Annotated in this window: 19 protein-coding genes; 9 read left to right on the forward strand and 10 right to left on the reverse strand. The window is 73.0% G+C overall.

Annotated elements, in window-relative coordinates; genetic code table 11:
* The first annotated feature begins 140 nt into the window (after window positions 1–140).
* From RM572_RS12255 to RM572_RS12265, 3 genes are read left to right on the forward strand one after another with little or no spacing between them, the layout of a single operon-like run.
* The gene (locus RM572_RS12255) at window positions 141–1,430 is read left to right on the forward strand and encodes a WcaI family glycosyltransferase (RefSeq protein WP_311673340.1); all 1,290 of its coding nucleotides are present in this window, start codon (window positions 141–143) and stop codon (window positions 1,428–1,430) included.
* The gene (locus RM572_RS12260; protein WP_311673341.1) at window positions 1,427–3,205 is read left to right on the forward strand and encodes a lipopolysaccharide biosynthesis protein; all 1,779 of its coding nucleotides are present in this window, start codon (window positions 1,427–1,429) and stop codon (window positions 3,203–3,205) included. The genes RM572_RS12255 and RM572_RS12260 overlap by 4 nt, the downstream gene beginning before the upstream one ends.
* Entirely contained in the window at window positions 3,202–4,533 is a 1,332-nt protein-coding gene (locus RM572_RS12265) for an MATE family efflux transporter (RefSeq protein ID WP_311673342.1), read from the forward strand. The genes RM572_RS12260 and RM572_RS12265 overlap by 4 nt, the downstream gene beginning before the upstream one ends.
* On the opposite strand, the gene RM572_RS12270 is transcribed toward RM572_RS12265, so the two are convergent.
* On the reverse strand, window positions 4,493–5,986 hold the full coding sequence (locus RM572_RS12270; protein ID WP_311673343.1) for a hypothetical protein: 1,494 nt from the start codon (window positions 5,984–5,986) through the stop codon (window positions 4,493–4,495). The two genes, RM572_RS12265 and RM572_RS12270, sit on opposite strands and share 41 nt — an antisense overlap.
* Before the next feature lie 202 nt (window positions 5,987–6,188).
* Between RM572_RS12270 and RM572_RS12275 the strand changes: the two genes are divergently transcribed.
* Entirely contained in the window at window positions 6,189–7,373 is a 1,185-nt protein-coding gene (locus RM572_RS12275; RefSeq protein ID WP_311673344.1) for a glycosyltransferase, read from the forward strand.
* Here the strand turns inward: RM572_RS12275 and RM572_RS12280 are convergent.
* The 4 genes from RM572_RS12280 to gmd all read right to left on the reverse strand — a co-directional run bounded on the left by RM572_RS12280 (window position 7,321) and on the right by gmd (window position 11,937).
* Entirely contained in the window at window positions 7,321–8,178 is an 858-nt protein-coding gene (locus tag RM572_RS12280; protein WP_311673345.1) for a glycosyltransferase family 2 protein, read from the reverse strand. The two genes, RM572_RS12275 and RM572_RS12280, sit on opposite strands and share 53 nt — an antisense overlap.
* A gap of 14 nt (window positions 8,179–8,192) precedes the next feature.
* On the reverse strand, window positions 8,193–8,687 hold the full coding sequence (locus tag RM572_RS12285; RefSeq protein WP_311673346.1) for an RAD23 family protein: 495 nt from the start codon (window positions 8,685–8,687) through the stop codon (window positions 8,193–8,195).
* Window positions 8,684–10,786 (reverse strand): CBM96 family carbohydrate-binding protein, encoded by a 2,103-nt coding sequence (locus tag RM572_RS12290; RefSeq protein ID WP_311673347.1) that lies wholly within the window; start codon window positions 10,784–10,786, stop codon window positions 8,684–8,686. Before RM572_RS12290 ends, RM572_RS12285 begins: the two co-directional genes overlap by 4 nt.
* 137 nt (window positions 10,787–10,923) lie before the next feature.
* Window positions 10,924–11,937 (reverse strand): GDP-mannose 4,6-dehydratase, encoded by a 1,014-nt coding sequence (gmd, locus tag RM572_RS12295; RefSeq protein WP_311673348.1) that lies wholly within the window; start codon window positions 11,935–11,937, stop codon window positions 10,924–10,926.
* Between the two features lie 112 nt (window positions 11,938–12,049).
* Here gmd and RM572_RS12300 point away from each other — a divergent pair, with 112 nt between their 5' ends.
* Window positions 12,050–13,033, forward strand: coding sequence for a GDP-L-fucose synthase family protein (locus RM572_RS12300; protein ID WP_311673349.1), 984 nt, complete (start codon window positions 12,050–12,052; stop codon window positions 13,031–13,033).
* 54 nt (window positions 13,034–13,087) lie between these two features.
* Here the strand turns inward: RM572_RS12300 and RM572_RS12305 are convergent, their stop codons facing one another.
* On the reverse strand, window positions 13,088–14,467 hold the full coding sequence (locus RM572_RS12305; protein ID WP_311673350.1) for a sugar transferase: 1,380 nt from the start codon (window positions 14,465–14,467) through the stop codon (window positions 13,088–13,090).
* Window positions 14,468–14,893: 426 nt separating this feature from the next.
* On the opposite strand from RM572_RS12305, the gene RM572_RS12310 reads away from it, so the two are divergent.
* On the forward strand, window positions 14,894–16,477 hold the full coding sequence (locus RM572_RS12310) for an FMN-binding glutamate synthase family protein (protein WP_311673351.1): 1,584 nt from the start codon (window positions 14,894–14,896) through the stop codon (window positions 16,475–16,477).
* 79 nt (window positions 16,478–16,556) lie between these two features.
* On the opposite strand, the gene RM572_RS12315 is transcribed toward RM572_RS12310, so the two are convergent.
* Both RM572_RS12315 and RM572_RS12320 read right to left on the reverse strand, forming a co-directional pair.
* Window positions 16,557–16,808 carry a DUF4190 domain-containing protein gene (locus RM572_RS12315; protein WP_311673352.1) on the reverse strand — a complete coding sequence of 84 codons (252 nt, stop codon included), beginning with the start codon at window positions 16,806–16,808 and terminating at the stop codon, window positions 16,557–16,559.
* Window positions 16,809–16,903: 95 nt separating this feature from the next.
* Window positions 16,904–18,088: a phospholipase D-like domain-containing protein gene (locus RM572_RS12320; protein WP_311673353.1), complete on the reverse strand. Its 1,185-nt coding sequence runs from the start codon at window positions 18,086–18,088 to the stop codon at window positions 16,904–16,906.
* Window positions 18,089–18,366: 278 nt separating this feature from the next.
* On the opposite strand from RM572_RS12320, the gene RM572_RS12325 reads away from it, so the two are divergent.
* Together RM572_RS12325 and RM572_RS12330 are read left to right on the forward strand one after the other, a co-directional pair.
* Window positions 18,367–18,918, forward strand: a complete 552-nt coding sequence (locus tag RM572_RS12325; protein WP_311673354.1) for a TerD family protein — start codon at window positions 18,367–18,369, stop codon at window positions 18,916–18,918.
* A 240-nt stretch (window positions 18,919–19,158) separates the two neighbouring features.
* The gene (locus tag RM572_RS12330; protein WP_311673452.1) at window positions 19,159–21,354 is read left to right on the forward strand and encodes a HelD family protein; all 2,196 of its coding nucleotides are present in this window, start codon (window positions 19,159–19,161) and stop codon (window positions 21,352–21,354) included.
* An 80-nt stretch (window positions 21,355–21,434) separates the two neighbouring features.
* Here the strand turns inward: RM572_RS12330 and RM572_RS12335 are convergent, their stop codons facing one another.
* Together RM572_RS12335 and map are read right to left on the reverse strand one after the other, a co-directional pair.
* Window positions 21,435–22,103, reverse strand: a complete 669-nt coding sequence (locus RM572_RS12335; RefSeq protein ID WP_311673355.1) for a biliverdin-producing heme oxygenase — start codon at window positions 22,101–22,103, stop codon at window positions 21,435–21,437.
* Between the two features lie 121 nt (window positions 22,104–22,224).
* Window positions 22,225–23,082 (reverse strand): type I methionyl aminopeptidase, encoded by an 858-nt coding sequence (map, locus tag RM572_RS12340; RefSeq protein WP_311673356.1) that lies wholly within the window; start codon window positions 23,080–23,082, stop codon window positions 22,225–22,227.
* A gap of 61 nt (window positions 23,083–23,143) precedes the next feature.
* Here map and RM572_RS12345 point away from each other — a divergent pair, with 61 nt between their 5' ends.
* Window positions 23,144–23,392, forward strand: a complete 249-nt coding sequence (locus tag RM572_RS12345; protein ID WP_311673357.1) for a hypothetical protein — start codon at window positions 23,144–23,146, stop codon at window positions 23,390–23,392.
* Window positions 23,393–23,402: the final 10 nt, after the last annotated feature.

The following is a 23,402-nucleotide window of genomic DNA, read 5'->3' on the forward strand; positions in this document are numbered from 1 at the left end:
TCGCGGGCAGATCTTTCCATAAACCGAGGAAATCGGGACCTTGTTGTGCAGATGATGTGCTCGCGGCGCTAGGCTGCCGCTTCGGGGTATCGGGGGCGCCGCGCCACGCGGCGGACACATCGAGGGGGAGGGGTACGCGTATGTCCGCGTCGACGGGTGCACCCGGAGCGTTCGCAGGCCGAAGAGTGCTGCTGGTGTCCACCAACTACGCGCCGGAGCAGGCCGGCATCGGCCCCTACGCCACGCAGACCGCCGAGCACTGGGCCGCCGAGGGCGCGGAGGTGCACGTGCTGGCCGGCATGCCGCACTACCCCGCCTGGCGCACCGACCCGGCCTACCGGAGCGCCTGGGCCCGCACGGAGAGGCGGAACGGCGTCCGCGTGCACCGGCGCCGGCACACCGTGCCGCCCCGGCAGACCGCCGTGCGGCGCGCGCTGTACGAGGCGTCGATCCTCGCGCACGGGGCCCTCCTCCCGCCGCGCACGGCCCGCCCGGACGTCGTCGTCGCCCAACTGCCCAGCCTGGCGGGCGGCGTGCTGGCCGCACACTTCGCCCGCCGGTACGGCGTGCCCTTCGTGCCCGTGGTGCAGGACCTGATGGGCGCCGCCGCCGCGCAGAGCGGCATCCGCGGCGGCGACCGGGCCGCGGCCGTCGCGGCGGCCGTCGAACGGCACGTGCTCAGCGGCGCGACGCTGGTCGGCGTCATCCACGAGTCCTTCGTCGAACGGGTGGCCGCCGCGGGCGTGCCCCGCGACCGCGTGCGGCTGGTGCCCAACTGGTCGCACGTCGCGGCGCCCAGGGCGTCCCGGCGCGAGACCCGGAGGGCCCTGGGCTGGCCCGAGGACCGCACCGTCGTGCTGCACTCCGGCAACATGGGCCTCAAGCAGGGCCTGGAGGTGCTGGTGGAGGCGGCCCGCGAGGCACCCGAGGTGCTGTTCGTCCTCATGGGCGACGGCAACCAGCGCGCCCGCCTGCGCGCGTGTGCGGCCGGGCTGCCGAACGTGGAGTTCCGCCCGCCCGCCGAGGAGGACGCCTTCCCCGACGTGCTGGCCGCGGCCGACGTCCTCGCCGTCACCCAGCGGGCGTCCGTGCTCGACATGAGCGTCCCCTCCAAGCTGACCTCCTACTTCGCCGCGGGGCGGCCCGTCGTCGCCTCCGTCGCGGCGGGCGGCGGCACCGCCGAGGAGGTGCGCCGCTCCGGAGCGGGCGAGCTGGTGCCCCCGGAGGACCCGGCGGCGCTGCTCCGCGCCGTCCGCGCCGTCGCGTCCGACGCCGAGGCGGCGGCCGCGGTCGGCGCTCGCGGGCCGGCGTACGTGTCCGCGCGGCTGAGCCGGGCGGCGGGCCTGCGCCGCATGACCGAACTGCTCGACGAGGCGCTGACGGCCGGTGAGGGCCGGGTGGCGGCCCGGGAGAAGGAGGCACTGCTGTGAGAGAGGGCGCACCGGGCGACGTGTCGGGCCGGGTCGTGCAGGCCCACGACGAACCCGACCTCCTGCGGGAGCAGTTCCGGCAGCTGCTGCGCTACCGCACGCTGATCACCGTCGGGGTGGTGCTCGGTGTGCTCGCCGGGCTCGCGCTGGCCCTCTCCCGCGGCGACTCCTACACGGCCTCCAACGAGGTCGCCCTGCGACCCAGCTCCCAGGCCATGCAGGAGCTCGGCACCGACGGGGAGGTGAGCATGGGCTCCGAGCGCCGCACGGCGCTCAGCCGGGTCGTCTCGCGGCAGGCCGCCCGGGACCTCGGGCTGCCCACCGGCCGGGCGGAGGGCCTGGCGCGGGACCTCCAGGTCACCAACCCGCCCAACACCGTGGTGCTCCGCTTCGCGTACACGGCCGAGTCGCCCGTCGAAGCCGCGGAGCGCGCCAACGCCTTCGCCCGCGCCTACCTCGATTTCCGGCAGCAGGAGACCGACGACCGCATCGAGCACATGATCGGCTCGTACAAGGAGCAGCGGAAGCCGCTCGTGGAGGAACGGGACCGGCTGGCCGCCGAACTGGACACCGTGGGCGGCGGCGAGGGCTACGACTCCGTCGTCTCCTCCCACACCTCCTTCGTCGGCCAGATCGCGGACATCAACAGCCGGATCAGCCAGCTGGAGGCGCTGGACACCACACCCGGCCGGGTCGTGTCCGAGGCGACCGCGCCCGAGGCGCCCTCCGGGCCCGGCCTGGTGCTCCTCCTCGTGCTCGGCGCCTTCGTCGGGGTGGGGCTCGGCCTGCTGGCCGCCTGGGTCCGGCTGGTCTTCGACCCGACCGTACGGTCCCCCGGGGACGTCGTCCGCGCCCTGCGCGCCCCCGTCCTGGGCGTCCTGCCCAAGCAGCGGCGCGGCCAGCCGGAGCCGCTGCTCGCCGAGGGCCGGCTCGCCGAGGAGTACCGCTCGGTGGCCTTCCGCCTCGCCTACGACGAGACGTTCGCGCAGCGAAGGCGGCTGCTGGTCGTGGCGCCGCGCGGCGGCATCGACAGCGTCCTGGCGGCGTCCGTCAACCTCGCCGCGGCGTTCGCCGAGATGGGCAGGGACGCGCTGCTCATCGAGGCGAACCTGCGGACGCCGGTGCTGCGCGACCAGCTGCACCACGCCGACGGGATGCGGCCCGGCTGGGCCGAGTCGGCGGACGACGAGGTCGGCGACTGGCCCGCCGGCCGCCGGGTGCCGATCGACGCCGGGGAGTCCGGCGTGTTCGACCTGGTGCCGGGCCGCCGGGTGCGGAACGTGCCCCGCGCCCTCACCTCCTCGGCCGCGACCCGTCTGATCAGCCGGGCCGAGGCCCGCAACTCGGTCCTCGTCGTCCTCGCCCCGGCCGTGCTGTCCTACGCCGACGCCATCGCGCTCACCGACCGGGTCGACGCCGTCCTCGTGGTCTGCGATCCACGCGAGGTGCGGCGCGACGACCTGGACCGGGTGCGCGAACTCGTCGTCGGGGCCGGCGGTGTGCTGCTCGGCGCCGTGCTGCACTCCGAGGGCGGCGCGGCGCGGGAGACGAAGGGCCGCGCCCCGCGCAGGCAGCCGGCTCCGGAGACGAGCTCCCGCAGCGACCGCACCACGTCCGACGCTTCCTCGGTGACCAGGGAGTGGGACCGTGCGGGCGCCCGCGAAGCGGAGCGGCAGCGCCGTGAGCCGGTGGATGCACGGGAGGTCGGCGTGGACACGGTGGGGCTCCGGATCGTCGACCGCGCCGACATCGAAGACGGCGCGCCGCACAGGTGAGCGTGGCGCCCGACGGGCGGCGGCCCACCGCGCGCCGCGCCGTGCTCTGCTCGGTCGCCGACCAGGGCGTGGCGGCGCTGACCAACATCGCCGTCCTCGTCGTGGCCGCCCGGCAGTCGACGGCCGCAGGATTCGCGGTGTTCTCCGTGGTCTACACGGTCTTCGCGGTGCTGCTCGGCCTGTCCTCCGCCTACGTGGGGCAGGCACTGGTGCTGGAACGCGGCGAGACGCGCGCCGTGCGCACCGCATGCCGCTCCGCCGTCGCCTTCACCGCCTCCGGCGCGGCGGTCCTCGGTGCCTGCGCGGCCCTCGTGCTGTGGCCGCTCACCGCGGGCGCCGGTGCGGGCGGCGGCGTCAGCAGCGGCGTCGACGGGTACGGGCAGCGGCTCACGGACGGCATGCTGGCGCTCGCGCTCGTGCTCCCCGTCGTGCTCACCCAGGACGCCCTCCGCTACGCCTTCTCCGCGCTCCACCTCCCCGGACGGGCCCTCGTCGCCGACCTGCTGCGCCTCGCCGTGGCCGTTCCGGTGCTCGCCGTGCAGCCCCACCAGGCGTCCCCCGCGCGGCTGGTGGCCGTCTGGGGGCTGTCCGCGCTGCCCGCCCTGGTCGCCGGGCTGTTGCTGCTCGCGCCGCGCGTGCGGCAGGCCGCCACCGAGCCGCGACGCCTGCTGCGCCGCGGGCACCTGGGGCGCCGCTTCGCCGTCGAGTTCTCCGTCGGCAACGCCGGCACCCAGCTCGCCGTCATCGGACTCGGCCTGCTGGCCACGCCGCTCGCGGTCGGCGCCCTGCGCGGCGCCACCACGCTCTTCGGCCCGCTCAACGTGCTGTTCAACGCCGCCACCGGCTTCGGCCCACCCCTGCTGAACCGGCTGGTGAGCCCCGTGGGCAAGGCCCGTACGGCCGCGGTCACCGGCGGCGTCCTGGCCGCCGTCGCCGGGGCGTGGGCCGTCGTGCTGGCGCTGCTGCCGGACGGCGCGGGGCGCATGCTGCTCGGTGACACCTGGGACGCGTCGTCCGCGCTGCTGTCCGCCACCGGCAGCCAGTACGCCGCGATGGCACTGGGCACCTGCGCGTTGCTCGCCCTGCGCGTGCTGCGGCCGCGCACCACCCTGCCGCTCCAGGTCGTCTTCTCCTCGGTCTCGGTGGGCTGCCTGCTCGCCGGGTACGCGCTCGGCGGCGTACTCGGCGCGGCCTGGGGGCTGTGCGCCGGTTCGGTGGCCAAGGCGGCGGCCGGCTGGCTGCGGACCGCGGCCGTGGTGCGTACTTGGGACGGGCACGCCTCCGGCGTCAGCGCAGCATCCGCCGCGGATCCGGCCGGAAGGTCGTGACAAGGGCCAGGCACAGCACGGCGATCGCCACGCGGCCGCTCGCCTGGAGCAGCGGGCCGCGCAGCAGAATGAAGCCGTACCCGGCGACGAGCGGGATCACCACGGCCATCACGTGGCCCGGGCGGGGGTCGTCCAGCGTCTGCGACACGTACCGGCGATCCGCACGGGAGGCGGCGTAGCCCACTCCGACGAAGCCGAGGGCCATGCCGAACGGGCCGAAGTCCAGCCACAGTTCGGCCCACAAGGGGGAGGACAGGTTGGTGTTGTTCATGCCCATCCACTCGCCGACCCGCACGCCCGAGTCCTCCGGCTTGCCGCTCCACACCGAGCGCGGTACGAAGAACAGCAGCGTCCCGGAGAGCTGCCGGCCGTAGGTGTGGCCGGTGCCGGCGTCCGCGAACGAGACGGTGTTCGCGATCATCCCGACCTGGTCGTAGTCCTTGAGGGTCAGCGGCACCAGCACCGACTCGGTCTCCCGGGCCGGGCCGCTGTCCTCGGCGTACCGGAAGCGGTCGGCGAAGGGGAACACCACGAGCGCCACCACCGCACCCAGCGCGAGCGCGCTGCGGTACATCACGGGGCTGCGGGGGAACGCCGTGAACAGGAGCGCGAAGAGGACGGTCAGGAACCAGTAACGCGGGTTGGAGATCGGGTTGTTGACCACGGCGTTCACGCCGAGCGTCACCACCCACAGCAGGGGGACGAGAGGCCGGCGGCGGGCGGTCCGCGAGGTCACCAGCCAGCGGGTGAGCAGCAGCAGCGCGAGCAGCGCCGGAACGGTGCCGAAGCCGCGCAGGAACGCCGAACCCGCCTGCGACACGGCCGCCGCGCCCGCCGCCGGCCCGAGGGCACCGGCGACGCTCTCGCTGATCTCCTGCCGACTGCTGAAGAACACACCCAGGCCGCCCAGTCGCACGACCATCAGGGCGCTCGCCGCCCAGGAGAACACCACGAACGCGTACAGCCGGGGGCGGTGCACCGAGGCCGCGGCCCGGGGCACGACGCGGCGCACCGACGGCCGGTGCCGGGCCAGCAGCGCCCCCACGTCGAAGGCGACGACGCCCACCAGGACCAGGGCGACGGCCAGGACGGTGTCCGAACGCGGGCCCACCACCGGTGTCGGCACCCGGTCCAGCACCGTCTGGGCGAGCGGGGCGATGCCCATCGCGATGTAGACGAAGAGCCAGAAGGAGCCCTGCACGAGGCGGCGCCGCGCGGACAGCACCATCGCGGTCAGCCGGGCGCCGGCGTAGACGCAGACGGTGAGCTGGAGCCAGAACGCCTCGTCGTGCGCGCCGGGGCCCGGCTGGGTCGCCACCCAGCCGGGCAGTACGGCGACCAGGCCGAGCGCGAAGGGCACGGCCAGCGCCCGGGACAGGGCCGCGCGCGGGCCCGCGTCGGGTGCGGCGGCGGGAGCGGGGACCGCGGCGCCGGGCCGTATGTCGACCGCCATGCGTCCCCCTCGCTCCCCGACAGCCGGAAACCCCGACAGCCCGAAACCCGAAAGCCCGGAGTCCAACGACTTCCCCGAGTCCCCCGAAACCTCCCCGATCCTCCCGCAGTGTAGCGATCGGCACCCGGACAACGCGGGTCGAAGCTAAGCTGATCCGGATTTCGCGCGCCATGGGGAGGGCGCGCAGGGGAGGGGAGAGACGTTGCGGGTTCTGCATGTCGTCACGCTGCACACGCCCACGCACGACTTCGGCGGTCCGACGCGGGTGGCGCTCAACCTGTCCCGCGGGCTGCGTGCCCGCGGGGTGCAGGCGGCGATGGTCGCGCTGGGCGACGGGTTCGACGGTGAGATGCCGCGTGAGGTGGACGGTGTGCCGGCCCGGCTGTACCAGGCGCGGCACGTGCTGCCGCGTTTCGAGGTCAGCGGGATCACCTCGCCGTCCCTGCTGGCCGACGCGCGCCGCCTGGTCCGCTCCGCGGACGTGGTGCACGTCCATCTGATGCGGGACCTGGTCACGCTGCCCTACGCGCTGGCGGCGCTGCAGTGCGGCCGTCCGCTGGTCCTCCAGACGCACGGGATGATCGACCCGACCGAGAAGCGCGCGGCGCAGCTTGTCGACGTGCTCGGGCTGCGCAGGGTCCTGAAGAAGGCCGACGCGGTGCTCCACCTGACGGAGCAGGAGCGCCGGGACACCGCCGCCGTCGTGGCGCCCGAGCCGATGGCGCCCGCCTACCGGCTGGTGAACGGCGTCGAACCGCAGCAGCGCCGGCCGGAGCGGGACGGGCGGCCGCCCACCGTCCTCTACCTCGCCCGGGTGCAGGAGCGGAAGCGGCCGCAGGACTTCGTCTCCGCGATCCCCACCGTGCTGGCGAAGTACCCCGACACGCGCTTCGTGCTGGCGGGCCCCGACACCGGCGCCATGGCCGACGACATGCTCGCGCTGGCCCGGTCGCTCGGCGTCGGCCACGCGCTGGAGTACGTGGGGCCGTTGGACCACGACGCCGTCATGGCCCGGTTGCGCGCGTCGGACGTCTACGTACTGCCCGCGATCGTGGAGCCGTTCGCGGTGTCGGTGCTGGAGGCGATGTCGGTGGGGCTGCCCGTGGTCGTCACCCGCACCGGAGGGCTCTCCCCGGACGTCGGCGCGGCCGGTGCCGGACGGCTGGTCGACAGCCGTCCCGACGCGGACAACGGCGAGCGCGTGGGCCAGGCGGTGCTGGAGCTGCTGGACCCCGCCGCCAACGCCGAGGCGTCGGCGGCGGCCCACCGGCTGATCGGGGACAGCTTCACCCTCGAGGGTGTCGTGGACACCCTCCAGGAGATCTACGAGCGGGTCATCGCGGCGCGTCCGGGCGGTCTGCGAGCCACCCGTACTCGCGGGTCTTGAGCCCGATCTGCCACCGGTAGAAGCTCATGGCCAGCGCGTAGTCCAGGCCGGCCCGGCCGTCCAGGAAACCGCGTTTGACCAGGTAGGCGTAGCCGAACGAGACCAGCGGCTTGAACGGCGCCCGGTGGAACAGCTGCCCCTGCCGGGTCTTGGCCTTCCGGATCTGCTCCCGCACCTCGGGGTGGTGCTCCAGCCAGGCCTCCCAGTCGGCGTACCGGTTGTGCCGGTCGAACCAGGTGCGCACCGGGTCCAGGTCCTCGTGCTCGATGGTGCCCTTCAGCCGGACCACCGGGTCGGCCAACGGCTGGTAGTGGCCCTCCTGTTCGCCCATGCCGGGCGCCCGCAGGTCGTCCGGCTCCGGGAAGCGGGCCCGCGTGCGGTCCAGCAGGGCGCGCTTGACGATGGTGTAGCCGTGCCGCAGCCGCCGCCCCGCGAACCAGTAGCCCAGCGGGATGTCGAACGCGGCCGGACGCACCGTCATGCCCGGCGGGACGTCGAAGATGCGCCGCAGCTCGGCGAGCAGTTCGGGCCCGACTCTCTCGTCGCCGTCGACGAACAGCATCCAGTCGGTCCCGGGGCGGACGTGGTCCAGGCACCACTGCTTCTTCTTCGGGTACTTGCCGTCCCAGGTGTAGGAGACGACCTCCGCCCCCGCCGCCTTGGCGAGGGCGCGGGTGTCGTCGGTGCTGTCCGAGTCGACCACGACGACGGCCTCGAAGTGGTCCACGACGGACCGGACGGCCGCCGTGATGTTCTCCGCCTCGTTCCGGGTGGGTATCGCGACGACGATGGGCAGCTTGCGCACGCGGTTCTCTCTCCTCAGTCGAGCAGGCCGGCGGCCTGGAGCAGGGGCTTGTGCTTCGGGCACAGGTGCAGGACGGCGTCCTTCGCGTCGGCGATCTCGCCGGACCGCAGCGCGCCGACGGCCGCCTTCCGGTCGACCTTCGCGGTGCGTCCGATGCGCTGGCAGGCGGCTTGCCCGGCCTCCAGCACGGCGGCCGGCTCGTAGCCCTCGGGCACCCGGTCGACCAGGTACTCCTTCTGTTTCCCCGTGAAGCTTCCGGTGGCCGGGGTCAGTTCCGCCTTCGGCACCGTCGGCTGCTCGGCGGCCCTGCCCTTCTCCTTCTTCTCCGGGGCCGGCTCGCCGTCGCCCGGACCGGCCGCGGAGGCGTCCGGTGACGGGCTCGCGGCCCCCGGCGTGGTCCCGCGGTCCGGTGCGGGGTCCTCGCCGCTGCCGCATCCGGTTCCGGCGACCGCCACGGCGGCCGTCAGGACGACGGCCGCCGCGGCGTTCCGGAGGGTGCGGGCCCTCACGGCGCCTCGAAGGTGAGGCTGAGCTTCGGGCTGCGGTTCTCCCCGGCCTCGTGGGCCCACACCCACAGGCTGTCGGTGCCCTGGCTGGTCACCGCCACGTTCAGCGGGCCGTCCAGCGAGCCGGCGACCCCTGCCGGGTCGAGCGTGACCGGGTAGCCGGTCTGGAGCGCCGACGGGGCCTCCAGGGTGCCGAGCACCGTGCTTCCCAGCGAGGGTCTGGTCGACCACGTGGTGCCGCCCTCGGACCAGCTGCCCGTGACCGGCACGACGGTGTGGTCGTCCGCGGACGCGGCGTAGGAGTCGCCGCTGGTGGTGAGGGTGAGCGTGGCGCCGGTCAGCGTCATGCCGGCCGGAGCCTCGGGAAGGTCGAACCGCAGGTAGGACTGGTACGCGGAGGTGCCGCGCACCGCGAGCTGCTGGTGCCCGCCGTAGTTGGCGGACCCCGCGGAGCCGTTCACGTAGGTGTCGGCCTCGGCGGGAACCTCCAGGGTGATCTGCGAGGGGGTGCCCGGTGTCGTCACCGTGGCGCTCTGGGACGCCTGGCTGGTGTTGGCGCCGCCCGCGTCGCTCGCCGTGATCCGGTAGCTGTAGGTCGTGCCGCCGTCCACCTCGGTGTCGGTGAAGCGGAGCGTCGGCCGGTCCCAGAACACCGAGTCGGCGGTCAGGGTGTGCACCGGTTCGCTGGAGCCGTTCCGGTAGACCTTGTACGTCAGCGCGCTGTCGTCCTCGTCGGTCGAGGCCCGCCAGCTCACCCGCACGCCGTCGGAGACGTTCGCCGCGCCGACCTCGTCGGGTACCGTGGGCGCACCGGTGTCCGGTCCGGTCGCGAACCGGACGAGGCCCTGCTGCCGCATGTTGCCGTGGGTGACGATGCGGGTGAACTCGCCGCCGACCCACATGTAGTCGGTGCCGCCGCGGGCGGACACCACCATCGCGCGCGGACCGATCTGCTCGGTGCCGGACGGACCGTCGTCGGTGTCGGGGAACCAGCTGAGCAGCGGAGTCGGGTCGTGCACCGACTCGGCCAGCAGGTGCTGACGCTCGTGCAGTTCGGGGAACTGCCCCATGCTGCGGCAGTTGTGTGCGTGCGAGGCGCTGTAGAGCACCTCGTCGTGCACCACGACGTCCTGCGTGGCGCCGAGGCAGGTGTCGCGCCAGCGCTGGCCGAAATCGTCCAGGTCGAGCGCGATGCGGCCGTCGAAGACGCCGCCGCCGGTGCCCTCGTTGGCGGTGTAGACGCCGGTGGCGTCGGTGGTGAGGCCCTTGACGACCGAGTTGTCGTCGATGAAGTTCCCGCCGTACCGCCGGGTCAGTGCGCCGCTGTCGGCGTCGACGACGGCGAGTGCGTGCGAATAGCGGTCGCGGACGTAGAAGAAGTCGCCGCCGAGGACGACGTTCTCGCCGTCGGGTGTGACCTCCAGCGCGCGTCCCACCCCGCTGTCGGCCTGTGGGTTCCAGGGTTTGAGCGCACCGTCCGTGCCGACCGCCGCGAAGTAGCCGCGGCTGTTGTTCTCCACCGAGGTGAAGTCGCCGCCGAGGTAGACGGTGTCCTCCGTGACGCCCAGCGCCCGCACGGTGGCGGACACCCCGACCTTGAAGCCGGTGCGGACCGAGCAGTCGTCCAGGTTCACCGCGGCGAGGTTGCTGACCGAGGTGCCGTTCACAGCCCCGAACCTGCCGCCGGCGTACAGCGTCGAACCGTCCGGGGAGACGGCGAGCGCCCGCACGGTCGCCGTGCCGCTGCCGACGGTGAACGACAGGTCGCAGCCCTGGACCGGGGCGCCGGTGGCGGCGTTGAGCGCGACGAAGTTGAGCGCTCCCGTCTCGTCCGTGCCGGGCGCCGCGCCAGGCGGGCGGACGGCGGAGAAGGTGCCGCCCGCGTAGACCACGCCGCCCGCCTGGGCGAGTGCCCAGACCACGCCGTTGGTCTGCCACGTCGGCAGGTCGTCGGCGGTGAACGCGACCGGCGGGGTGACGGCCTCCGCCTCCGGGGCGCCGGTGACCTGTGCGCCCGTCCAGGACGCCGCGGTCAGCGCCAGTACCGCGGCGAGTGCGCCGGCTCTGCGCCGGCGACCCCCGGTCTTGCTCGTACTGCCCATCGCTTGCACCTCGTTCTCACGGTTCCGGGTGGCCCCGGTGGTTCAAGTGGTTCGGTGGCTCAAGTGGTTCCGGTGGTACTGCCGGTGCCGGGCGGCACCGGTGGTCTGCGGGACCCGGGAGGGCCCGTGGGGCGGGGTCAGCGGTCGATGCGGACCGTCTCGCCGGAGAGCTCCGCCTCCAGCGCGCCGATGTCGGCCTCGACCATCACGCGGGCCAGCTCCGGCCAGCGCACCCGCGGCTTCCAGCCCAGTACCTTCTCGGCCTTGGAGGCGTCGCCGATCAGCGCGTCCACCTCGGTCGGCCGTTCGTACTTGGCGTCGAAGCGCACGTACTCCTCCCAGTCCATGCCGGCCGCGCCGAACGCGGCGCCGAGGAAGTCGCGCACCGAGGCCGCCTCGCCGGTGGCGACGACGTAGTCGTCGGGGGTGTCGTGCTGGAGCATCCGCCACATCGCCTCGACGTACTCCGGGGCGTAGCCCCAGTCGCGCACCGCGTCGAGGTTGCCCAGGAACAGTTCCTTCTGGAGCCCCGCACGGATGCGGGCCACCGCGCGGGTGATCTTCCGGGTCACGAAGGTCTCACCGCGGCGCGGCGACTCGTGGTTGAACAGGATGCCGTTCACCGCGAAGAGGTCGTACGCCTCGCGGTAGTTGACGGTCGACCAGTAGCCGAAGACCTTCGCGCAGCCGTACGGGCTGCGCGGGTGGAAGGGGGTGCCCTCGTTCTGCGGCGGGGGAGCGGACCCGAACATCTCGGAGGAGGACGCCTGGTAGATGCGGGTGTCGATGCCGCTGGCGCGGATGGACTCCAGCAGCCGCACGGTGCCCATGCCGGTGACGTCACCGGTGTACAGCGGGGCGTCGAAGGAGACGCGCACGTGCGACTGGGCGCCGAGGTTGTACACCTCGTCGGGCCGCAGGTCGCGCAGCAGGTTCACCAGCGCGACGCCGTCGGTCAGGTCCGCGTGGTGCAGTATCAGCCGCCGCTCGGCCTCGTGCGGGTCCTGGTAGAAGTGGTCCAGCCGCGCGGTGTTGAAGGACGAGGAGCGGCGCAGCAGTCCGTGCACCGTGTAGCCCTTCGACAGCAGCAGCTCCGCCAGGTACGAGCCGTCCTGGCCGGTGACCCCCGTGATCAGTGCGCTCTTGGTCATCGACAACCCCCAGGTCGGTCAAAGAACATGACAAGCGTGACAATGTGGTCTCATGTGGAACGATTGCGCGTGAACACCGCGTGGTCGGTCAGCCACTGGCAGAATCCGGTTCATGACGCCTTCGATACCGCTGCTGCCGGCCCCCGCCCGGATCTTCGTCGCCGGGCACCGCGGCCTGGTCGGCTCCGCCGTCGCCCGCCGCCTCGCCGCCGAGGGACACGAGGTGCTCACCCGTGACCGCACGGAACTGGACCTGCGCGACGCCGAACGGACGGAGCGCCACCTGCGCGACGCCCGGCCGGACGCGGTCGTCCTGGCGGCGGCGAAGGTCGGCGGCATCATGGCGAACCAGCGGCAGCCGGTGCCCTTCCTGGAGGACAACCTGCGCATCCAGCTCAGCGTCGTCGCCGGTGCGCACGCCGCCGGGGTGCCCCGGCTGCTGTTCCTCGGCTCGTCCTGCATCTACCCCAAGCACGCGCCGCAGCCCATCTCCGAGGACGCGCTGCTGACCGGTCCGCTGGAGCCGACCAACGAGCCCTACGCCCTCGCCAAGATCGCCGGCATCACGCAGATCCGCGGCTACCGCCGCCAGTTCGGGGCGTCGTACATCTCGGCGATGCCCACCAACCTGTACGGGCCGGGCGACAACTTCGACCTGGAGACCTCGCACGTGCTGCCCGCGCTGATCCGCCGCTTCCACGAGGCGCGCGCCGCGGGCCGGGACGAGGTCGTGCTGTGGGGCAGCGGCACCCCGCGGCGCGAGTTCCTGCACGTCGACGACCTGGCGGCGGCCTGCTCGCTGCTGCTGCGGACCTACGACGACGACGCTCCCGTCAACGTCGGCTGCGGAGAGGACCTCACGATCCGCGAACTCGCCGAGACCGTCCGGGACGTCGTCGGCTTCGAGGGCCGCATCGCCTTCGACACCTCCCGCCCCGACGGGACGCCGCGCAAGCTGCTCGACGTGTCCCGGCTGCGGGCGCTGGGGTTCACGCCGCAGATCCCGCTGGCCGACGGCATCCGGGACACCTACCGCTGGTGGCTCGACCGCCTCGGCCGGGCGGAGGCGACGGACCGCCCGGCCTCCCTCGTCTAGGACCTGCCCGGGCCCCGGCATCCGCTCCACCACGGCCGGCTCCCGCCCCGCCACCTAGTACGCTCCGCGTCCGTCGACGACGGCGCGGAACGTGCGGGCCAGCACGTCCAGATCCGTGGTCAGCGACCAGTTGTCGGCGTAGCGCAGGTCCAGGGCCAGGCTCTCGTCCCAGGACAGGTCCGAGCGCCCGCCGACCTGCCAGGGGCCGGTCATCCCGGGCTTGACCCCGAGCCGTCGCGACTCCACCGCGTCGTACGCCGCCACCTCCTCCGGCAGCGGCGGCCGGGGGCCGACCAGCGACATCTCGCCGCGCAGCACGTTCACCAGCTGCGGCAACTCGTCCAGCGAGGTGCGGCGCAGCACCCGGCCCGTGCGGGTGATGCGCGGGTCGCGGCGGATCTTGAACGTGGGTCCGTCCTGCTCGTCGGCGGGGGCCAGCGTCAGCCGGAGCCGGTCGGCGTCGACGACCATCGAGCGGAACTTCCACATCGTGAACGGCGCCCCGTCGTGCCCGATCCGGGTCTGCCGGTAGAGCACGGGCCCCGGCGAGTCCAGCCGCACGGCGGCAGCCGTCAGCGCGAACAGCGGGGCCAGCACCAGCAGTCCGAGCGCGGCCCCGACCCGGTCCAGCACGCTCTTCAGCGCCAGCTGCGGGCCGCGGCGCACGGGCGGCGCCACGTGCAGCAGGTTCAGTCCGGCCACGGTGGCGAGCCGTACGCGGCGCAGCGCCACTTCGGTCAGCCCGGACGCGACGACCAGCGGGAGACCCGCGTCCTGCACGGACCAGGACAGCCGTCGCAGCCGGTCGCCGGTGAGCGCCGCGCCCGGTACCACCAGCACCAGCTCGGCGCGGTGGCGGCGGGCGGCCGCCAGCACGGTCGTGCCGTCGTCCGGCGCCGGCGCCGGGTCCGGTGCGAGCGGCGCGGTCCCCTCCGGTAGCCGTCCGGCCTGCGGCACGCCGCTGCGCAGGGCCGTCGGGCCGCCCGCGCCCACGGTCACCGCACCGATCACCACGTAGGCGTGGTCGGTGCCGGCGGCGAGCTGTTCCACCACGCGGTCCACGGGCCCGGCCTCGCCGACGACCAGCGCCCGGCGCACCGCGTGCGCCTCCCGCCGCTCGGCCTTCAGGTGCCGGTGGGTGACAGCCCGGCACAGACTGGTCAGCAACGGGGCCGGGGCCAGGGCGAGCAACGCCACGCCGGGTGCCGAGTCCTCCGCGGTGAACACCCGCAGCACGGCCAGCAGCCCGAGCAGGGTCAGCCAGTCGTGCAGGGTGGACAGGAAGCCCCGGGACTCGCCCAGCGACTCCTGCCCGTAGCGCCGGTACACGGCCTGTACGCCCACCCACACCGCGGCCGCGGTGAAGGCGGCGGCGAAGGGATGCGGCTGGCCGGTGGCACCGAACACGAAGAGGACCGGTAGCGCGGTCCCCATGACGTCTGTCGCCAGGGCGGCCGGCACGTACCACGGTGCCTTCTGCCGCTCCCGGCTCCGCATGGCTCTTCGGCGCCCGGCCCGAAGCACGGCCGAACCCGTCACGGGCCGTCCGCCTCCGGACAGACCCACGGCGTCACGCTGCATGAACCCCCCACCCTTGGAACCGAATCTGCAGGGCGTGCCGCCCACTCCCCAGGAGGCGGCACGCCGATACGGCACAACGGCAGAGACCTTAAGTCATATCAGCGCCGTTTCTCTGGCGTTCGCTTCATTTTCTCGTTCATGTCCGAAATCGCGCGGCTCTGTTCGCGGTTGCCGTTCGCCTCCTCGTTCGCGGACCTTCGCCGTGATCCGCGCCGATATCCGTGCCCCGCGGCGCGGGGCACGGCGAGTACGTTCCGGGGCCTCGGGCACAGGGAATCCATGCTCAGATTCGTCCTGTCCGGACTGCTCGTCCTCGTCGCCGTCACGTCGGCCGTGCTGGCCGGCGTGGTCTCACCGTGGTGGTGGCTGCCCGCCGCGCCGCTGTCGGTCCTGGCCGCCACCGCCGTCCACGACCTCGCGCAGACCAGGCACTCGGTGCTGCGGAACTACCCGGTGCTGGGGCACCTGCGGTTCCTGATGGAGAGCATCCGTCCCGAGATCCAGCAGTACTTCATCGAGCACGACTACAACGGCCGCCCGTTCGACCGCGACGTCCGCAGCCTCGTGTACCAGCGGGCCAAGGGCACGTCCGCCGAGGACCCCTTCGGCACCGAACTGGCGATGTACGAGGACGGCTACGAGTACCTGGTTCCCTCCATGGCTCCGTGCCCGGTCCCGCAGACGCCGCCCACCGTGCGCGTCGCCGGTCCCGACTGCACGCGGCCGTACGACATGTCGTTGCTCAACGTCTCGGCGATGAGCTTCGGATCCCTTTCCGGCAATGCCGTCCGGGCGCTGAACAAGGGTGCCGCGGCCGGGGGGTTCGCCCACGACACCGGCGAGGGCGCCGTCTCGGAACACCACCTGACGTACGGCGGCGACCTCATCTGGGAGGTGGGCACCGGCTACTTCGGCTGCAGGACGGCCGACGGGGACTTCGACCCGGAGCAGTTCCGCGAGAAGGCCGAGCTGGACGCCGTGCGGTGTGTGCTGCTGAAGGTCTCCCAGGGTGCGAAGCCCGGCATCGGGGGCGTGCTGCCCGGGGAGAAGGTCAACGCCGAGATCGCCCGCGTCCGCGGTGTCCGAGAGGGCGAGACGGTCGTCTCCCCGCCGTACCACCGGGTGTACACCACGCCCCGTGAACTGGTGCGCTTCATCGGGCGGATGCGGGACCTGGCCGGCGGGAAGCCCACCGGGTTCAAGCTCTGCGTCGGCTCCCGGCGCGAGTTCCTGGCCGTGTGCAAGGCCATGACCGAGGAGAACGTCACTCCCGACTTCCTCGTGGTGGACGGCGCAGAAGGAGGCACCGGCGCGGCGCCTCCGGAGTTCGCCGACCACATCGGCTACCCGCTCACCGAAGGGCTGTTGACCGTGCACAACGCGCTCGTCGGCGCCGGTCTCCGGGACCGCGTCCGGGTCGGCGCCTCCGGCAAGGTCGCCACCGGCGCGGACATCGTCAAGCGCCTGATCCAGGGGGCCGACTACACGAACGCGGCCCGCGCCATGATGTTCGCCGTCGGGTGCATCCAGGCGCAGCGCTGCCACACCAACACCTGCCCGGTGGGCGTCGCCACCCAGGACCCCAGGCGCGCCCGCGCGCTGCACGTTCCGGACAAGGCCGAACGCGTGCACCGCTTCCACCGGGCGACCGTGCACAGCGCCCAGCGCATCATGGCGTCCATGGGCGTCGCCGACCCGCGCGACCTGCGCCCCGACCTGCTGCACCGGCGCGTGGACCCGGTGACCATCACGTCGAGCGCTCAGCTGTACCCGCGCCTCGCCCCGGGTGAGCTGCTGGAGAGTCCGCCGGAGGCGTGGGCCGCCGACTGGAAGGCCGCGGACCCGGACCGCTTCCACCCCTGAACGGCGGAACGCCGGTCCGGCCGCCCAGGGGGTCGCGGCCGGACCGGCGTGTTCCGGGGGTGTGCGTCGGGTGGGGCGGCTACCAGGTGAAGCCGCTGGAGCTGAGGACGGCGATCGCGACGATCGCGATGACGATGTCCACGACGCCGAGGACGATCGCGGCCTTGGCCATGCCCGACGCCGCCTTGCGGTGCGCCACGAGGCCGAGGATCAGGGCGACCGGCCCCAGGATCAGACTGCCGAAGAACACCCCGACGATGCCGCACACCAGGCCGCCGATGGCCAGGCCTTTGCCGTCCGAAGCGGACGTCTTCGCGCTGTACCCCGTCATGTTCCCTCCCCTTCCGCGGCTTTCGCTCGCTGTCGTCTCTCCTGTGCCCCTGAACCGGTGGACTACTCCCGCGACCTCCCGCGACCTCCCGCGCTTCAGAGGAAGCGGTGCAGCGGTCGTACGGCGGCCTCCTTGAGCCGCTGGTGGACCGGACGCCGCAGCCAGCGGGTGTGCTGCATGAGGGTGCTCACCGCGAGGTCGTCCTCGAAGTGCCGGTCGAGTTCGGCGGTCAGCTCGCGGTCGAGGACGGTGAGCATGACCTCCTCGTCGTGGTCGAGGGAGCGCCGGTTGAAGTTGGTCGAGCCGATCAGCGACGCGAATCCGTCGACGGTGACGGTCTTGGCGTGCATCATCGTCGGCTGGTACTGCCAGATCCGCACCCCGCAGCCGAGCAGCGCCTCGTAGTGCTGCTGGCCGGCCAGCAGGCAGACCCGCTTGTCCGTGTGCGGGCCCGGCAGGAGGATGTCCACCTCGACGCCGCGCCGGGAGGCGCCGCACAGCAGGTCGACGAAGACCGCGTCGGGGGCGAAGTAGGCCGTGGACAGCCGTATGCGCTCCTCCGCCGACTCCAGCACCACCCGCATCAGCGTCTGCATGTCCTGCCAGCCGAAGCTCGCCGACCCGCGGACCACCTGCACGACGGCGTCGCCCTCCGACTCCTGGTCGAGGAAGCGGTCCCGGGAGTCGAACAGCTCGTCGTGCGCCTCGGCCCAGTTCTGGGCGAACGCCGCGGCGACGCCGTCGACGGCCGGCCCCCGTATCTCCGCGTGGGTGTCGCGCCATTCCGTCGCGTCCCGGGCGTCGCCGCACCACTCCTCCGCGATGCCCACGCCGCCGGTGAAGGCCACCCGCTCGTCGACGACCAGCACCTTGCGGTGGCAGCGGTGGTTCTGCTTGAGCGGGGAGATCCACAGCGGCTTCCGGAACCACACGACCTCGACCCCGGCCCGCCGCATCCGCGTGAGCTGGTCCTTCTCGATGAGTCTGCTGCCGAACCCGTCGAGCAGCAGACGCACCCGGACGCCGTTCCGCGCCCGGTCCGCGAGCGCTTCGGCGAAGCGGTGGGCGATGTCGCCCTTCCAGTAGACGAACGTCATCATGTCGACCGTGTGCCGGGCGGAACCGATCGCCTCCAGCATGGCCGGGAAGATGCGGTCGCCGTTGAGCAGCGGGCGGACGGAGTTGCCCTCCGTGGCGGCGATGCCGATGAGCCGTTCCAGCCGTCGCCGAAGGCGCTGCTGCCGTAGTTTCACGGTCGTCTCCGGCTCGGTGGTGGTCACGGGCGTCTCCTGGTCGCTGGTCGGGGTACGGAACGCGGCGGCGAGCGTGCAGCCGCCAGCACAGGTCTTCGTCTGCCCAGTCCTCCGGTGTGGATGCGGAGTGGAGATGTGGTCCGCGTCGCACCGTGCACCGCGCCGGGCGTCGCGCCGGCGGCACCGGGTCGCACCGGGTCCGGCGAAGATCGGCTGATAAGGCGTCACCTGGGCGGGCCTGTCACCCTTACAGTGGGTGAAGGGGCGGGAACCGCCCGCCCGTACGGCTCGGGGGAAGGTGTGCGGTGAGCGAATCCAGCAGCGGAACCGATGTGTCCGGCGGCGGACTGAACAAGGGACTCGGCACGGTCGAGGTGCGGTTGCGGTGGGATCCGAGCCCGATGGGGGAGCCGGACAACGACCTCGACCTGGTCGCCGCCGTCTATGACGCGGACGGCGGGACGGCGTACCTCGTCCACTTCGACAGCCGTTCACCGGACGGCACCATCACCCTCACCCGCGACAGCCACACCGGGCAGGGCTTCGGCACGGACGAGGCCATGAAGCTGGAATTCGACCGGATGGCGGAGGCGTACACGCGCGTCGTGGTGGGCGTCGTCATACAGCAGAACGACGGCCGCAAGCCGTTCGGTGCCGTCCAGAACGCCGAAGTCGCGATCTTCCGGGGCTACGACGAACTCGCCGTGCACGATCTGGGGACCCTCGGCGGGAACACCGCCGCGACCGTCGCCGAATTCGTCCGGCCGGAGGGTGAGAGCGGCTGGGAATTCCGTCACCGGCTGCGGGGATTCGACGCCGGTCCCGACGACTTCCCGGGAGTCATGGGCAAGGTCTGAACGTCTTCTCGCTCCGGCGCCGCTTCGTGGGAACCGTGGAGCCGCCCGGAAAGGACAAGGGCCCTCGCTTGAGGCGAGGGCCCTTTCCCGCGTATATTGAGTGGTTCTGTCGTCACAACAGAAAAGGCCCGCAAAGGGCCTTACGGAACACACTTTAGCGTGCGAGGAGTGGCATTGTCAAACGGGGCACCGGTACACGGGGAGAACCAGGCGGACGCGGAACTTCCCGCGGACGCGGAACTGCGAAAAGAACAACGATTCGTCGCCGGCCTGTACGACCGCGTCGACGCGCTGCGCGGCCGGGCCGAGTCGACCGTGCGGCACTCCCTCGGGGACACCGGCACCGGACAGCAGGCCCGGCTGGAACGCGACATCACCGTCCACGAACAGTCCCACCTGCTGGCCGCCCTCGACGCGGTCGACTCCGGCCTGTGCTTCGGCCGCATCGACCTCCGCGACGGCGGCCACCACCACATCGGCCGGGTCGGCGTCCGCGAGGACGACGCCGACCGGACCCCAATCCTCATCGACTGGCGCGCGCCCGTGGCCCGCCCGTTCTACCTCGCCACCGGCCACGCCCCCATGGACCTGCGCCGCCGCCGGCACCTGGCCACCTCCGGCCGCGAGGTCACCGGACTCCACGACGAGATCCTCGACCTCGACGACACCGAACGCACCGGCCACGAGCAGCACGACGCCGACGCCGTGCTGCTCGCGGCACTCGACGCCGCACGCACCGGACGCATGCACGACATCGTGCAGACCATCCAGGCCGAGCAGGACCGGATCATCCGCGCCCCGCACCGCGGGGTCCGCGTCGTCGAGGGCGGACCCGGCACCGGCAAGACCGCCGTCGCCCTGCACCGGGCCGCCTACCTGCTCTACGAGTACCGCGAACTGCTGGCCCGCCGCGCCGTGCTGATCGTCGGCCCCAACCCGGCCTTCCTCGGCTACATCGGCGAGGTGCTGCCCTCGCTGGGCGAGACCGGTGTGCTGCTGTCGACCGTGGGCGAACTGTTCCCCGGCGTCACGGCGACCGGAACCGACACCGAGGAGGCCGCCGAGATCAAGGGCCGAGCCGGAACCGCCGAGGTGATCGCCCGCGCGGTACGCGACCGGCAGGCGCTCCCCGATCCGGTCCTGGAGATCGACCACGACGGCGACGTCCTCGTCCTGGACCGCGAGACGGTACGCGCCGCCCGCGACAAGGCGCGCGCCACCGGACTCCCGCACAACGTCGCCCGCGAGCACTTCGAGGGCCACCTCCTCAACGCCCTCACCGACCAGCGCGCCGGGCGGCTCGGCGCCGACCCCTTCGGCGGGCCCAACCTGCTGGACCCGAGCGACGTCTCGCAGATCCGCAGCGAACTCGACGACGACCCCGCCGTGCACGACGCCGTCGACGCGCTGTGGCCCTCGCTCACCCCGCAGCGCCTGGTGGCGGAGCTGCTCGCCGACCCCGAGGGCCACTTCTCCGGGACCGACGCCCACGCCGTACGGCGGCCGCCGACGGCCGCCTGGACGCCGGCCGACGTGCCGCTGCTGGACGAGGCCGCCGAACTGCTGGGCGAGGACGACCGCGCGGCGCAGGCCGCGGCGGCCGCCGAACGGCGCCGGCAGGTCGCCTACGCCCAGGGCGTCCTGGACGTCGCCTACGCCTCCCGGACCTACGAGTTCGAGGACGTCGACGACGAGGACTCCGAGGTCCTCGGCGTGCAGGACGTGCTGGACGCCGAGACGATGGCCGAACGCCAGGAGGAGGCCGACCACCGCACCGCCGCGGAACGCGCCGCGGCCGACCGCACCTGGGCGTTCGGGCACATCGTCGTCGACGAGGCGCAGGAGCTGTCGCCGATGGCCTGGCGGTTGCTGATGCGGCGCTGCCCGACCCGGTCCCTCACGCTCGTCGGCGACCCGGCGCAGAGCTCCACCGGGACCCGCAGCTGGCGGGAGGCGCTCGACCCGTACGTCGGGGACCGCTGGGAACACATCCGGCTGGGCGTCAACTACCGCACCCCGGCCGAGATCATGGACTACGCGGCGGAGGAGCGGCGCGCGGACCACCCGGACTTCGAACCGCCGCGCTCGGTGCGCTCCACCGGGGTGCCGCCGTGGGAGCGGACGGTCGCGGAGGACGCGCTGCCCGGAGCCGTCGCGGAAGCGGTCGCCGCACACACACCGGACGACGAGGGGCGCCTCGCCGTGGTGGCGCCGCGCGACCGGCACGCCGCACTGGCGGCGGTGCTGCCGGAGGCGACGTACGGCGAGCAGCTCGACCTGACGCGGAGGGTCGTGCTGCTGGACGCGCGGCAGGCGAAGGGGCTGGAGTTCGACACCGTGCTGGTCGTCGAGCCGGACCGCTTCGCGGTCAACGACCGCTACGTGGCGCTCACCCGCGCCACGCAGCGCCTCGGCGTCCTCCGCGTCCGCGGCTGACCGACGGCTGACCGACGGCGGGGCCCGGGGAGGCGCCCCGGGCCCCGCCGGACGGAACGGCTGTAGGGACAGGACAGGCCCTAAGCGGCGTGGGCGTGGAGGTCGGCGAAGACCGCCGTGTTCAGCGTGAACGCGCGTCGGCACTCGTCCACGATGCGCTGCTTCTCCAGGTCGTCCGCCGGGATCGCGTCCAGCCGCTCCCGGTAACCCCGCTTGAACTCGGCCGGGTTGCCGAGGGCCTCGAAGACGTAGAACCGCACGCCGTCGCCCTTGCGCGCCAGCCCCCAGTTGCGCTCCGCGCGGCCGCGGATCACCTGCCCTCCGGACAGGTCGCCGAGGTAGCGCGTGTAGTGGTGCGCCACGTAACCGCCGGGCCAGGTGCGTCCGACCTCGGTGACGCGTTCCGCGTACGCCGCCGTCGCCGGCAGCGGCCGCACCCGCTCCCGCCAGCCCGTACCGCCGTGCAGGTGGTCCAGGTCGCGGACCAGGGCGTCGCGACGGAACAGCGCCGGGTCGACGAACGGCCCGGCCACCGGGTCGTCGGCCAGGCCGGGCGCCTCCGCCTCCAGCGCCCCGTAGACGAACCACAGCTGCTCGGTGTAGAGGCGGTAGGCCGCGACGCCGAGGCGCCCGCCGAGCAGGTCGGCCATGAAGCCCGAGTTCTCCGCCTCGGTGTGCTGCTCCTGCGACGCGGTGCGGATCAGCGTGGAGAACGGGGTGGTGCCGGATGTGAGGTCGGTCGCGGCCATGGGCGGGGCCTCCGGGTCTCCGGGACGGGGGCTCCGCCGCCGGGCCTCACCCGGGCGGCGGTTTCCCGACAGGCTGTCGGAAAGTGTCGAGGTCACCCTTCCCCGGCGGGCCGCGCGCCAATCACGGCAGCGTCAGGATGTCCGCGCCGGTGTCGGTGACGACCAGGGTGTGCTCGAACTGCGCGGTCCGCCTGCGGTCCTTGGTGACCACGGTCCAGCCGTCCTCCCACATGTCCCACTCGTACGTGCCGAGCGTGAGCATCGGCTCGATGGTGAACGTCATGCCGGGCTTCATCACGGTCGTGGCCCGCTCGTCGTCGTAGTGCGGGACGATCAGGCCGCTGTGGAACGAGGTGTTGATGCCGTGGCCGGTGAAGTCGCGGACGACGCCGTAGCCGAAGCGGCGTGCGTAGGACTCGATGACCCGGCCGATGATGTTGATCTGCCGGCCCGGCCGGACGGCCTTGATCGCGCGGTTCAGCGCCTCGCGGGTCCGTTCCACCAGCAGGCGGGACTCCTCGTCCACGTCGCCCACCAGGTACGTCGCGTTGTTGTCGCCGTGCACGCCGCCGATGAACGCCGTCACGTCGAGGTTCACGATGTCGCCGTCGCGGAGCACGGTGGAGTCCGGGATGCCGTGGCAGATCACCTCGTTGACCGAGGTGCACAGCGACTTGGGGAACTTCCGGTAGCCCAGCGTCGAGGGGTAGGCGCCGTGGTCGCACATGTAGGCGTGCGCGATCTCGTCCAGGGTGTCGGTGGTCACCCCGGGAGCGATGTGCCGGGCCGCTTCCTCCATGGCCCGGGCGGCGATGCCTCCGGCGGTGCGCATCCGCTCGATCGTCTCGGCGTCCTGCACCTCGGGGCCGGTGTACGGCGCGGGCGAGGGCTTGCCCACGTACTCGGGGCGCGGAATGGAGGAGGGCACGGCCCGCTGCGGGGAGAGCGTGCCGGGAACGAGGAGCTGCTGGCCAGACATGTGCGCGAGTCTAACCAGCCCGCTCGTGGCTGACCGCCGGTGACTGGGGCAGCATGACTGCATGGCACTCTTCAAGAAGAAGTCCGCAGGCTGTCCCGGCGAGTGGTTCTACTGCCTGGAGCACGGCAAGGTCGAGGAGGGCCCGGAATGCCCGGGCAAGGACCGCATGGGGCCGTACGCCAGCCGCGAGGAGGCCGCGCACGCCATGGAGACGGCCGCGGAACGCAACGTGAAGTGGGAGAACGACCCCCGCTGGAGCGACCGCTCGGCGGCGGGGGGCGACGCGGGGCCGGAGGGCGCCGACTCCTGACGGACCGGCG

The organism is Streptomyces hazeniae, from assembly GCF_031845485.1.
GTDB lineage: Bacteria > Actinomycetota > Actinomycetes > Streptomycetales > Streptomycetaceae > Streptomyces > Streptomyces hazeniae.

Bases quoted from the DNA above. Each gene is read 5' to 3' on its own strand.
- RM572_RS12255 (WP_311673340.1), top strand. From the start codon at position 141: ATGTCCGCGTCGACGGGTGCACCCGGAGCGTTCGCAGGCCGAAGAGTG.
- RM572_RS12270 (WP_311673343.1), bottom strand. From the start codon at position 5,986: ATGGCGGTCGACATACGGCCCGGCGCCGCGGTCCCCGCTCCCGCCGCC.
- RM572_RS12290 (WP_311673347.1), bottom strand. From the start codon at position 10,786: ATGGGCAGTACGAGCAAGACCGGGGGTCGCCGGCGCAGAGCCGGCGCA.
- gmd (WP_311673348.1), bottom strand. From the start codon at position 11,937: ATGACCAAGAGCGCACTGATCACGGGGGTCACCGGCCAGGACGGCTCG.
- RM572_RS12300 (WP_311673349.1), top strand. From the start codon at position 12,050: ATGACGCCTTCGATACCGCTGCTGCCGGCCCCCGCCCGGATCTTCGTC.
- RM572_RS12305 (WP_311673350.1), bottom strand. From the start codon at position 14,467: ATGGGGACCGCGCTACCGGTCCTCTTCGTGTTCGGTGCCACCGGCCAG.
- RM572_RS12310 (WP_311673351.1), top strand. From the start codon at position 14,894: ATGCTCAGATTCGTCCTGTCCGGACTGCTCGTCCTCGTCGCCGTCACG.
- RM572_RS12315 (WP_311673352.1), bottom strand. From the start codon at position 16,808: ATGACGGGGTACAGCGCGAAGACGTCCGCTTCGGACGGCAAAGGCCTG.
- RM572_RS12335 (WP_311673355.1), bottom strand. From the start codon at position 22,103: ATGGCCGCGACCGACCTCACATCCGGCACCACCCCGTTCTCCACGCTG.
- map (WP_311673356.1), bottom strand. From the start codon at position 23,082: ATGTCTGGCCAGCAGCTCCTCGTTCCCGGCACGCTCTCCCCGCAGCGG.
- RM572_RS12345 (WP_311673357.1), top strand. From the start codon at position 23,144: ATGGCACTCTTCAAGAAGAAGTCCGCAGGCTGTCCCGGCGAGTGGTTC.